Source organism: Sphingomonas silueang (genome assembly GCF_040049155.1).
GTDB lineage: Bacteria > Pseudomonadota > Alphaproteobacteria > Sphingomonadales > Sphingomonadaceae > Sphingomonas > Sphingomonas silueang.
On the sequence record NZ_JBDZDK010000001.1, the window covers coordinates 284,643 to 296,201 of the forward strand.

9 protein-coding genes are annotated in these 11,559 nt (G+C 70.5%); 3 read left to right on the forward strand and 6 right to left on the reverse strand.

Features of this window, described 5'->3' with window-relative positions; genetic code table 11:
* The first annotated feature begins 49 nt into the window (after positions 1-49).
* The 3 genes from ABLE43_RS01255 to pelA all read left to right on the forward strand — a co-directional run bounded on the left by ABLE43_RS01255 (position 50) and on the right by pelA (position 2,745).
* Positions 50-1,054: a glycerophosphodiester phosphodiesterase gene (locus ABLE43_RS01255; RefSeq protein WP_348976806.1), complete on the forward strand. Its 1,005-nt coding sequence runs from the start codon at positions 50-52 to the stop codon at positions 1,052-1,054.
* Between the two features lie 11 nt (positions 1,055-1,065).
* Positions 1,066-1,314 carry a hypothetical protein gene (locus tag ABLE43_RS01260; protein WP_348976646.1) on the forward strand — a complete coding sequence of 83 codons (249 nt, stop codon included), beginning with the start codon at positions 1,066-1,068 and terminating at the stop codon, positions 1,312-1,314.
* A 132-nt stretch (positions 1,315-1,446) separates the two neighbouring features.
* Positions 1,447-2,745: a pectate lyase gene (pelA, locus tag ABLE43_RS01265; RefSeq protein ID WP_348976647.1), complete on the forward strand. Its 1,299-nt coding sequence runs from the start codon at positions 1,447-1,449 to the stop codon at positions 2,743-2,745.
* On the opposite strand, the gene cobA is transcribed toward pelA, so the two are convergent.
* The 6 genes from cobA to ABLE43_RS01295 form a co-directional block, all read right to left on the reverse strand.
* Positions 2,703-3,503: a uroporphyrinogen-III C-methyltransferase gene (gene cobA, locus ABLE43_RS01270; protein WP_348976648.1), complete on the reverse strand. Its 801-nt coding sequence runs from the start codon at positions 3,501-3,503 to the stop codon at positions 2,703-2,705. The genes pelA and cobA overlap by 43 nt on opposite strands.
* Positions 3,493-6,120: a molybdopterin-dependent oxidoreductase gene (locus ABLE43_RS01275; RefSeq protein WP_348976649.1), complete on the reverse strand. Its 2,628-nt coding sequence runs from the start codon at positions 6,118-6,120 to the stop codon at positions 3,493-3,495. The genes cobA and ABLE43_RS01275 overlap by 11 nt, the downstream gene beginning before the upstream one ends.
* A gap of 73 nt (positions 6,121-6,193) precedes the next feature.
* Positions 6,194-6,547: a nitrite reductase small subunit NirD gene (nirD, locus tag ABLE43_RS01280; RefSeq protein ID WP_348976650.1), complete on the reverse strand. Its 354-nt coding sequence runs from the start codon at positions 6,545-6,547 to the stop codon at positions 6,194-6,196.
* Positions 6,544-9,024, reverse strand: a complete 2,481-nt coding sequence (gene nirB, locus ABLE43_RS01285) for a nitrite reductase large subunit NirB (protein ID WP_348976651.1) — start codon at positions 9,022-9,024, stop codon at positions 6,544-6,546. Before nirB ends, nirD begins: the two co-directional genes overlap by 4 nt.
* Positions 9,021-10,223 carry a hypothetical protein gene (locus ABLE43_RS01290; RefSeq protein WP_348976652.1) on the reverse strand — a complete coding sequence of 401 codons (1,203 nt, stop codon included), beginning with the start codon at positions 10,221-10,223 and terminating at the stop codon, positions 9,021-9,023. Before ABLE43_RS01290 ends, nirB begins: the two co-directional genes overlap by 4 nt.
* Entirely contained in the window at positions 10,223-11,461 is a 1,239-nt protein-coding gene (locus tag ABLE43_RS01295; RefSeq protein WP_348976653.1) for a nitrate/nitrite transporter, read from the reverse strand. Before ABLE43_RS01295 ends, ABLE43_RS01290 begins: the two co-directional genes overlap by 1 nt.
* Positions 11,462-11,559 lie beyond the last annotated feature (98 nt).

Genomic DNA, 11,559 nt, shown 5'->3' on the forward strand with positions numbered 1-11,559 from the left:
AGGGTTTCCTCTTGCGAAGGGATCGCAGATGATAGGCGCGGTACTGGCGATGGCGATGACGGGAGCGAGTGGCATGATCGAGGAACGTCCGTTGTCGTCGCCGCCGATCGTCATCGCGCATCGGGGGGCAAGCGGCGAGCGGCCCGAGCATACGCTGGCGTCGTACCGGCTCGCGATCGAACAGGGCGCGGACTTCATCGAACCCGATCTGGTGCTGACCAGGGACGATGTGTTCGTGGCGCGGCACGAGAACGAGATTTCGGGCACCACGGACGTCGCCGACCATCCCGAGTTCGCCGGACGCCGCACGACCAAGACGATCGACGGGCGGCAGGTGAGCGGCTGGTTCACCGAGGATTTTACCCTTGCCGAACTGCGGACGCTGCGCGCGAAGGAGCGGTTGCCGCAACTGCGCCCCGCCAACACCGCCCATGACGGGCGCGAGGTCATCCCGACGCTGGACGAGGTGATCGCGCTGGCCAAACGGGCGACGCGGGAGACGGGGCGGACGATCGGCATCTATCCCGAAACCAAGCATCCGAGCTATTTCGCGGGCATCGGCCATCCGATGGAGGCACGGCTGGTGGCGCAACTGCGCAAGGCCGGGTGGGACCGGGCCGACGCGCCGGTGTTCATCCAGTCGTTCGAGGTGAACAACCTCAAGGCATTGAAGGCCCGCACAAAGGTCCGCCTGATCCAGTTGATGGACGCGAGCGGAGGCCCCGCCGACCATGGCGTGGAAAGCTACGCCGACATGGCGACGCCCGCCGGGCTGAAGGCGGTCGCCGCCTATGCCTTCGGGATCGGGCCGAACAAGGCGATGCTGCCGGGCAGCACGCTGGTCCATGACGCGCATGTCGCCGGGCTGCGCGTCCATCCGTGGACCTATCGTGCCGAGAACCTGTTCCTGCCGCCCGCCTATCGCGCGGAGGGCGGGCCGGAAGTCCATGGCCGGGTGGGGCAGGAGATCGCCGATGCGCTGGCCGCCGGTGTCGATGGTTTCTTCACCGATTTCCCGCTAATCGGGGCACGGATACGCGACAAACCTTATTGAGGAACATGGACATGCGGGCGGGGTGGCTGGTGCTGGCGGTATTGCCGCTGAGCGGGGGGTGCGTCAGCACCGTATGGAACGTCGCCACCGCGCCGGTGCGCGCGGGGGCGCAGGTGGTCGACTGGACCACGACCAGCCAGTCGGAGGCGGACCGCAACTACGGTCGCAAGATGCGCAAGAAGGAAGCGCGCGAGGGCCGCGAGATGCGCCGCCGCGAAGCACAGCGCCGCCGCGAGGAAGCGCGCGACCGCGATTATTGACCTGCACGGTCAAAGGTGCCGGAACGACGAATATCCTCCTGTACCCCATTGGCGCATTCGGTTATGACACCGGTAGCATAATGGTGCCCGTCAACGCGATCTTCGACATGGAAGACGCCGGGAGAGGCTGGAATGACGATGCGGATGACATGGCTTGGCGCGGCGCTGATCGTGGCGACGCCGGTGGCGGCGAAGGTCATCGGGACGATGACGACCGCGCAATCGCTCGATGCGAAGCGGATCGCGACGCTGCCGGTTGCCGAGCGGGCGGCATGGACCGCCTATCTCGCACGCTCGGCGGCGCTGATGGCGGCCGACAAGGCGGCGCTCGCCGCCGAGCGGCACGGGCTGGCGCGCGTGCCGGACGGCCCGGCGCACGGCCCCTCGGGCGGGGGCGGGATGCCGATGGACCGCGCGCCCGCATGGTATGCCGGGCCGGAGGCGAAATCGGTCGCCGACACCATCGTCAGTTTCCAGACGCCGGCGGGCGGATGGGGCAAGAACATGGACCGCAGCGGCCCGCCGCGCCTGCGCGGGCAGAGCTGGGTCGTCATCGAGAACCTGCCCGCCAATGCCCGCGAGGATATCAAGGCGGAGGCGGGGTGGCGGTATGTCGGGACGATCGACAATAATGCGACGATCGACGAGATCCGCTTCCTGGCGAAGGTCGGCACCGCGCGGGGGGCGTCGGGCGAGGCGTATCGCGCCGCTGCGCTCAAGGGGCTGCGCTACCTGCTCGCCGCGCAATTTCCCAACGGCGGCTGGCCGCAGGTCTATCCGTTGCAGGGCGGCTATCACGACGCGATCACCTATAACGACGGCGCGGTGTCGCAGGTGGCGACGCTCCTGCTCGACGCGGGGGGAAGGACAGGCGACTTCGCCTTCGTGCCTGCCGGTGTCGCGACGCAGGCCGCCGCCGCCGTCGCGCGCGTCCGCGACCTGATCCTGCGCACGCAGGTGGTGATCGACGGGAGGCGCACCATCTGGGGCCAGCAGCATGACGCGCTGACCCTTGCGCCCGTCGGCGCGCGCAACTTCGAGCCTGCCGCGCTGTCGAGCGGCGAGAGTGCCGACCTGCTCGCCTTCCTGATGCGGCTGCCCGATCCGTCGCCCGCAGTGCGGCAGGCGGTCGGCGACGGGGTGGCATGGATCGCCGCGCACGGCATCCGCGACATGGAATGGACCCGTCCGGCGGGTGCCGACGGACGCCGGCTGGTGGCCAAACCCGGCGCGGGGCCGATCTGGGCGCGCTTCTACGACCTCAGGACGCAGCAGCCGATCTTCGGCGATCGCGACAAGACGATCCATGACGATGTGAACGACCTGATCCCCGAACGGCGCAACGGCTATAGCTGGTTCTCGACCGGACCGGGCAAGGTGGTGCGCGCCTATGCGAAATGGCCCGCCGCCGACGGCAACGCGGCGCGATAGGCGGCAGGCGCGTCCCGTCGCGCCGTCGCCTCCGCCACCGCGCCGACGATCAGCACGGCGGGATCGTCGGCGCTGATCGCCTCGACGAGGAAGGCGAGCGACGCCAGCCGCCCGCGGATGATCCGCTCGTCGGGGAGCGAGGCGTTGACGACCACCAGCACCGGCGTGTCCGCCGTCCGTCCGGCGGCGATCAGTTGCTGCGCGACCGTGGCGGCGGCGGCGCGGCCCATATACACCGCCAGCGTGGTGTCGGCGGCGGCCAGCGCCTGCCAGTCGAGGTCGAGCACCCCGCCCGCCTGTACATGCGCCGTCACCATCGTCAGCCGCCGGGCGCGCCCGCGCAGCGTCAGCCCGGTGCCCGCCGCCGCGACGGCGGCGCTGGCGGCGGTGATGCCGGGGCAGATGCGCACCGGCACCCCGGCGGCGGCGCAGGCGGTCACTTCCTCCGCGGTGCGCCCGAAGATCGCCGGGTCGCCGCCCTTCAGCCGGACGACGCGCCTGCCCGCCAGCGCTGCGGCGACGATCAGCGCGTCGATCGTCCCCTGATCCTTGGAATGTCGGCCCGATCGCTTGCCGACGCTGGCGCGCTCGGTGCCGGGCGGGATCAGGTCGAGCACGCCCGGTCCCACCAGCGCGTCGTGGAACACGATGTCGGCGGCGGCGATCAGCCGCGCGGCCTTGGCGGTCAGCAGGTCGGGATCGCCCGGACCCGCGCCGACCAGCCATACGCTGCCCGCGGGGAAATCGTCATGCGGCATGGGTCTTGTCCTCGTTCAGCAGGCGCGCGAGCGCGGGGCGGCACGAGCCGCAGTTGGTACCGGCACCGATCGCCGCGCCGATCGCGGCGACGTCGGTCAGTTGTTGGTCGCGGATCGCGGCGACGATGGTGGTCAGGCCGATGTCGAAACAGGCGCAGACGATCGGCCCGCGATCCACCTGAACGCCGGGCGCGCGTCCGGCGAGCACGGTGGGTGCCGCGGCATCCGCCTGCAACTGCGCGATCAGCCAGTCGCGCGGCGGCAGTTCGCCGCGTTCGGTGACGAACAGCGCGGCGACCAGCCGCCCGCCCGCCAGCACCGCCACCCGCCGCGTGCCGCGCGCGGCATCGATGGCCTCGATCCGCTCGCCCGGCGGCAGGCATTGCTCCAGCGGCAGCGCATCGCCGTCGCCCGCCAGTTCCCACAGCGCGCCGCCCGGCACCGCCACCCGGGTCGCCCACAGGCAGTCGGGGCGGCGCGGCACCGCGCCGGTCACGATCAGGAAGCCGCGCCACCGTGTCGCGACCGCCGTGATCGCGGCAGGGGTCGCCTTGAACCCCGGCTGGCCCGAGATCGGATCGGCCAGCGGCCGCGGCAGCAGCCCGGTGCGCCCGCCCGAGGACGTATGGTCGGTCCAGTGGATCGGCACGAACAGTTCGCCCGGCCGCTGCGCATCGGTGACGCGCGCGCGGTACAGGCTCTCGCCCTGCGGCGTCGCCACCCGCGCCAGCGCACCGTCGACGATCCCCAGCCGCGCGGCATCGTCCGGGTGGACCTCGACCAGCGGTTCCTCGCGGTGGCGGGCGAGTTTCGGGGCGAGGCCGGTGCGGGTCATGCTGTGCCACTGGTCGCGGTAGCGCCCGGTGTTCAGCGTCAGCGGCCATGCCTTGAGCGGCGCGGCGATCGGCTTCTGCACGACGGGGACCAGCCGGGCACGCCCGTCCGGCGTGGGGAAACGCCCGTCGGCAAAGGGGGTGCCGCCCCAGCGGAACGGGGCCATCGCATCGTACTCGGCATTGCCGCCGCCGCCCCGCCCGGCGAGCGAGAACAGCCGTGCACCGTCGTTCTGATAGGTCGAGAGGCGGACATGCTCGCGCCAGATCTCGGCGGGGCGGTCATAGGCGAAGGCGGTCTTCCACCCCATGCGTCGTGCGACGTCGCTGATGATCCACCAGTCGGGCTTCGCCTCGCCGGGCAGCGGGAAGATCGCGCGCTGGCGGCTGACGGTGCGGTCCGAATTGGTCACGGTCCCGTCCTTTTCGCCCCATGCGGCGGCGGGCAGGCGGACATGGGCGAAGGCGCCGGTATCGGTTTCGGCCATCACGTCGCTGACCACCACGAACGGACAGGCGGCGAGCGCCTCGCGCACGCGGCCCGCATCGGGCATCGACACCGCGGGATTGGTCGCCATCACCCACAGCGCCTTGATTTTCCCCGCGCCCAGTTCGCGGAACAGGTCGACCGCCTTCAGCCCCGGCTTGGCGGCGATCGTCGGCGACGCCCAGAAGCGCTGGACGCGGTTCCGGTTCTCCTCGGCGAAATCCATATGCGCCGCCAGCGTCGAGGCCAGCCCGCCGACCTCGCGCCCGCCCATCGCATTGGGCTGCCCGGTGATCGAGAAGGGCTGCGCGCCCGGCCTGCCGATCCGCCCGGTGGCGAGGTGGACGTTGAGGATCGCATTGACCTGATCGGTGCCCGACAGCGACTGGTTCACCCCCTGGCTGAACAGGGTGACGGTGCGCGGGGTGGCGGCGAACAGCTCGTAGAAGCGCTTGAGCTCGGCGACCGCCACGTCGCAGGTGCGCGCGACCGACCACAGGTCGCTGTCCTGAGCGGTGCGGGTCCAGAAATCCTCGGGCACCGCGACATGACGACCGAGGAAGGCGGCGTCGAGCACGCCCGCCTCGCGGCACCATGTCAGCAGCCCGTTCATCAGCGCCACGTCGCTGCCCGGCCGGATGGCGAGGTGCAGGTCGGCACCTTCCGCCGTCTCGGTCCGGCGGGGGTCGATCACCACCAGCTTCGCGCCGCCCTCGCACGCGCTACGGATACGCTGGTAGACGATCGGATGGCACCATGCGGTGTTCGATCCGACGAGCACGATCAGGTCGGCGGCGTCGATATCGTCATAGCTGGCAGGCACCACGTCCTCGCCGAACGCGCGGGTGTGGCCTGCCACCGCGCTCGACATGCACAGGCGGGAATTGGTGTCGATGTTCGCCGATCCGATGAAGCCCTTCATCAGCTTGTTGGCGACGTAATAATCCTCGGTGAGCAACTGGCCGGAGACGTAGAAGGCGACGCTGCCGGGGCCGTGGCGCGCGATCGTCTCGCGGAAGCGGCGGGCGACGAGGTCGAGCGCCTTGTCCCAGCTCGCCCGGCGGGTGCCGATCATCGGGTGGAGCAGGCGACCCTCCAGCCCGACCGTCTCGCCCAGATGCGTGCCCTTGGAGCACAGGCGGCCGCGGTTGGCGGGGTGGTCGGGATCGCCCTCAATCCGCACCGAACGTTCGCCGGTGACGGTCGCGCGGATGCCGCAGCCGACCCCGCAATAGGCGCAGGTGGTCTTGATCGCCCTCTCCCCTTCAGGGGAGAGGGTTGGGAGAGGGGGAGTCACGAGCACCGCGCCATGCGGATGGCCCCCTCTCCCCGACCCCCTCCCCTGAAGGGGAGAGGGAGTTTGACCCCGCTCACGCCGCCGCCGCCAGCGTCGACGCGCGGCACAGCAGCACGCGCCCGCCGCTGACCTTCACCGGCACGGTCGGGGTGCAACCCTTGTCCTCGCCCAGCGCCTCGCCGGTGCTGAGCGAGATGCGCCAGTTGTGGAGCGGACAGGCGACCGCGCCGCCGTGGACGATGCCCTGCGACAGGCGGCCATGTTTGTGCGGGCAGCGGTCGCGCAGCGCGAACACCGCGCCGTCGCCGGTGCGGAACACGGCGATGTCGTCGCCGCCGTCCACCTGCACCGTGCGGCTGCCGCGCAGCGGAATCTGTTCGACCCAGCCGATGTCGATCCATGCGCCTGCCAGAAGATCGGGGGTCATGCGATTGCTCCTGCGGGTTGGAAGCGCGCCATCGGCGCATGGTGTTCGTGGTCCGCCCCGGCGGCGCGCGCCGCCCAGGGATCGTCCTGCATGAACTGCTGCGAGAAGAAGAACCGCCGGGCCAGCTCGGCGCGGGCGTCGGCGTCGGGCAACAGCCGCGACTGGATATGGGCGAGGCCGACCCGCTCGATCCACGGCGCGGTGCGCTCCAGATAGCGCGCCTCCTCGCGATAAAGCTGGATGAAGGCGGCGCACATCTCAATCGCCTCCGCCTCGGTCGCGACCTTGCACAGCAGGTCGGTGGCGCGGACCTTGATCCCGCCGTTGCCGCCGACATGCAGCTCATAGCCCGAATCGACGCACACGATGCCGAAGTCCTTGATCGTCGCCTCGGCACAGTTGCGCGGACAGCCCGATACCGCGATCTTGAACTTGTGCGGCATCCACGACCCCCAGGTCGCGCGCTCGATCTTCACCCCCAGCCCGGTCGAATCCTGCGTGCCGAAGCGGCACCATTCGGACCCGACGCAGGTCTTCACCGTGCGCAGCGACTTGCCGTACGCATGGCCGCTGACCATCCCCGCCGCATTCAGATCGGCCCAGACGGCGGGCAGATCCTCCTTCCGGATGCCGAAGATGTCGAGCCGCTGCCCACCCGTCACCTTGACCATCGGCGCATTGAACTTCTCGACCACATCGGCGATCGCGCGCAGCTCCTTCGGCGAGGTCAGGCCGCCCCACATGCGCGGCACGACCGAATAGGTGCCGTCCTTCTGGATGTTGGCGTGCATCCGTTCGTTGACGAAGCGGCTCTGCTGGTCGTCGACATATTCGCCGGGCAGCGCGCACAGCAGATAATAGTTGAGCGCCGGGCGGCACGACGAACAGCCGTCGGGCGTCGCCCAGTGCAGCTTGTGCATCACCTCGGGGATCGAGCGCATGGCCTGCGCCACGATCTCGCGCCGCACGTCGTCATGGCCGAAGCTGGTGCATTTGCACATCGTCTTCGGCCCCGCCTCCACCCCGTCGCCGAGGCGCAGCGCCAGCAGGCTCTCGACGATGCCGGTGCATGACCCGCAGCTCGCCGACGCCTTGCACCCGCTGCGCACCGCGTCGAGGCTGGTCGCGCCGCCGTCGATGCAGGCGAGCACCCGGCCCTTGCTGACGCCGTTGCAGCCGCAGATTTCCGCATCGTCGGAAAGCGCCGCAACGGCCGCCCTAGGGTCCGCCTGCCCACCCCCGGAGGCAAAGGCCTGGCCGAAGATCAGCGCGTCGCGGATGTCGGCGATGTCGCTGCCCTGCTTCAGCAGGTCGAAATACCAGTTGCCGTCGGCGGTGTCGCCATAGAGCACCGCGCCGACGATCCGGTCGTCCTTCACCACCACGCGCTTGTAGACGCCGCGCGCGGCATCGCGCAGCACGATATCCTCCGCGCCGTCGCCGCCGGAAAAGTCGCCCGCCGAGAACACGTCCAGCCCGGCGACCTTCAGCTTGGTCGAGGTGGGGGCGGGGCGATAGCCGCTCGGGCGCTCGACCAGTCCGTCGGCCAGCGCGCGGCACATGTCCCACAGCGGCGCGACGAGGCCATAGACCTGCCCGTCATGTTCCACACATTCGCCGACCGCGAGGATCGCGGGGTCGCTCGTCACCATATGGTCGTCGACGCGGATGCCGCGCCCGACGTCCAGCCCCGCGTCCCGCGCCAGCGCCACCGCGGGGCGGATGCCGACCGCCATCACCACCAGATCGGCGGGAATCAGCGTGCCGTCCTTGAGCTGCACCCCCTCGACCCTGCCGTCGCCGAGGATGGCGGCGGTGTCCGCGCCGGTCAGGATCGTCTGCCCGCGCGCCTCCAGCGCGGTCTTGAGCAGCCAGCCCGCCGCCTCGTCCAGCTGCCGTTCCATCAGCGTCGGCATCAGGTGGAGCACCGTCACCTGCATGCCGCGCAGCGACAGGCCGTGCGCCGCCTCCAGCCCGAGCAGCCCGCCGCCGATCACCACCGCACTGCCGCCCCGCTCCGCCGCCGCCAGCATATGCTCGACATCGTGCATGTCGCGGAAGCTGATGACGCCGGGCAGTTCCCTGCCGGGCACCGGGATGATGAACGGATCGCTGCCGGTCGCGATCAGCAGCCGGTCGTACGCCAGCACCAGCCCGCTGCGGCTCGTGACCGTGCGGGCGGCGCGGTCGATCGCGACCACCGGATCGCCGCTCAGCAGGGTGATGCCGTTGTCGGCATACCAGGCGGCATCGTTCAGCACGATCTGGTCGAAGGTCTTTTCGCCCGCCAGCACCGGCGAGAGCATGATGCGGTTGTAGTTCACGCGCGGTTCGGCGCCGAAGATGGTGACGCGGTAGCGGTCGGGATCGCGCGCCAGCAGTTCCTCGACCGCGCGGCATCCGGCCATGCCGTTGCCGATGACGATCAGGTGTTCGCGGGCATCGCCCACGGGGCGGGGGATGGGTTCGTGCTTCATAGGGTCCAGTCCAGTTGGAGCCAGAGTTTGCGGGTGTCGGTCGCGAAGCGGTCCGCGTGAAAGTCGGCGTAGCGCAGCGCGGCGGTGGTCACGCCGATCCGCGCCTGTGCCAGCAGGTCGATCTCGTTGCCGTACCGGCGCGCCAGCCGGTCGCTGTCGAAGCGGTGCCATGCCGCCGAGAGCGCGACCGCCTTCAGCGCGCCGACCTGCTTCCAGCCCCACCCCGCATTGGCGTACAGGTCGCGCAGCCCGTCGGCGGGCTTGGTCGTGAACTTCTCCGCCCAGCCGTTGAACTTGAAATTGGCGGCGAGCGGCGTCTGGAAGCTGGTCAGCGCACGGCCGTCGTCCGCGCCGAACACCTCATAGCCGCCGCCGAGCTTCGGCCCGTTCAGGTCGAGCGTCGCATCGACGCTCCAGTAGCGTGCTGTATAGCGGTTCGGGTTGCGGTGATAGTCGTCCTGCCGGGCGAGGCTGGCGGCATAGGCGAGCTTCGCGCCCGCCAGCGGGCGGACCCCCGCCAGCCGCACGCCGAAGGTGCGGCTCGACAGGCGATAGCCCTGTACCGCCGCCAGATCCTGATCGATCCAGTAGCCGAAGCCGGTCAGCGTGCCGACCGGCGAGGTCCAGGCGAGATTGGCGAGGATCGTGTCGCCGCCGATCACCCCCTGGCGTGCGCCGGTGCCGTCCATGCCCCAGATGGTGTGGACCGCGCGGACATAGCTGACGTCGGCCTTCACACCCCCGACCGGCTGGAACTCGCCCCGCACCGCGTCGAACGTCTGCGCGTTCTGGCGGAAGGGGATGTTGCCGACGAAGCGTTCGTCGTCCAGCGCGATCCGCTGGCGGCCGATCGTCACCGCCTGTCCGTTCGCGGCGTAGCGCAGCTGCGCGCGGTACAGCGCGACATTCTGCGGATCGGCGACCAGCGGGCGGGTCTGCACCCCGTGCAGCCCGTCGTAATAGTCGCCGACGATGGCGAGGTTGCCCTGCGCCTCGGCCAGCGCCGACCATGCGCCGTCGCTCAGCTGCACCCCGGCGCGGACGCGCGCGGTCAGCGCATCGGCATCGGCGGGCAGGCCCTCCTGCTCGGCATGTTCGTAGCGCAGCCGGGCTTCGGCGAGCGGCTTGATACTCTGCGCGGTGGCCGGTGTCGCCGCCACCGCCGCTGCCGCCACCGCCAGGATCGGGGCGGCGCGCATCAGATCCGCACCCCTTGCGCGGTGCCCCAGCGCCGCCGCCAGCCGCCCTTGACCCGGACCAGCCCGGCGAGCGCCGCCAGCGCCAGCGTGGCGAAGATCAGGAAGCCGGGCGCGAAGCTGCCGGTCCACTGCTTGGCGAGGCCGAGCGAGGAGGCGAGGTAGAAGCCGCCGATGCCGCCCGCCATGCCGACGAGGCCGGTCATCACCCCGATCTCGGCGGCGAAGCGTTGCGGCACCAGCTGAAACACCGATCCGTTGCCGACGCCCAGCGCCAGCATGGCGACGACGAACAGCGCGAGGGCGGCGGGCAGGGTGGTGGCCAGCGCCACCCCGGCCAGCGCCGCGGCGGCGAGCGCATAGACCGCCATCAGCGTCTTCACGCCCCCGATCCGGTCGGCCAGCGCGCCGCCCATCGGGCGCACCAGCGATCCGGCGAACACGCAGGCGGCGGTCGCATAGCCCGCCTCGATCGTGGTCAGGCCGAAACGGTCGGTGAAATAGATCGGCAGGCTGGCGGCGAGTCCCACGAACCCGCCGAAGGTGACCGCGTAGAAGCCCATCAGCCACCACGCATCGGCCTGTTTCAGCGGGGTCAGATATTCGGCCAGCCGCTTGGGCGCGGGCGCGTTCGGCGCATCCTTCGCCATGACCATATAGGCGACGAAGACGAGGGTGAGCGGGATGCAGGCGAGGCCCAGCACCGCGTTCCACCCGAACATCCTGGCAAGCGCAGGCGCGAACAGCGCGGCCAGCACCGTGCCCGAATTGCCCATCCCCGCAAGGCCCATCGCCTTGCCCTGATGCTCGGGCGGATACCAGCGGCTGGCGAGCGGCAGCGCGATCGCGAACGACGCGCCCGCAAAGCCGAGCACCACGCCCAGCGCCAGCGTGCCCGCGAAGCTGGTCACGCCCAGCGCCCATGCACTGAACAGCCCGGCGATGACGATGATCTGGCTGATCGCGCCCGAGCGCTTCGGCCCGATCCGGTCGACCAGCAGCCCGTTGACGACGCGCAGCACCGCGCCCGCCAGCGTCGGCACCGCGACCATCAGCCCCTTTTGCGCCGGGGTCAGCGCCAGCGTCTTGGCGATGTCCGGCGCCAGCGGGCCGAGCAGCACCCACACCATGAAGGCGAGGTCGAAATAGAGGAAGGCGGCGGCCAGCGTCGGCGTATGCCCGCTGCTCCAGAAACCGTCGCCGCGTTGCGGTTCGCTGTCGTCCCAATATGCCGTCGTCATCGCCCGTTCCCCTGTCCGGCCGTGCCGGAAATGAAAAAAGCCGCCGGAACGGCGACCCTTTGGGGGTGCGTTCCGGCGGCTTCGTTGCCTCGTCGGAT

Coding starts and splice junctions, on each gene's coding strand:
- ABLE43_RS01295 (WP_348976653.1), bottom strand. CDS start 11,461: ATGACGACGGCATATTGGGACGACAGCGAACCGCAACGCGGCGACGGT.
- ABLE43_RS01290 (WP_348976652.1), bottom strand. CDS start 10,223: ATGCGCGCCGCCCCGATCCTGGCGGTGGCGGCAGCGGCGGTGGCGGCG.
- nirD (WP_348976650.1), bottom strand. CDS start 6,547: ATGACCCCCGATCTTCTGGCAGGCGCATGGATCGACATCGGCTGGGTC.
- ABLE43_RS01255 (WP_348976806.1), top strand. CDS start 50: ATGGCGATGACGGGAGCGAGTGGCATGATCGAGGAACGTCCGTTGTCG.
- nirB (WP_348976651.1), bottom strand. CDS start 9,024: ATGAAGCACGAACCCATCCCCCGCCCCGTGGGCGATGCCCGCGAACAC.
- cobA (WP_348976648.1), bottom strand. CDS start 3,503: ATGCCGCATGACGATTTCCCCGCGGGCAGCGTATGGCTGGTCGGCGCG.
- pelA (WP_348976647.1), top strand. CDS start 1,447: ATGACGATGCGGATGACATGGCTTGGCGCGGCGCTGATCGTGGCGACG.
- ABLE43_RS01260 (WP_348976646.1), top strand. CDS start 1,066: ATGCGGGCGGGGTGGCTGGTGCTGGCGGTATTGCCGCTGAGCGGGGGG.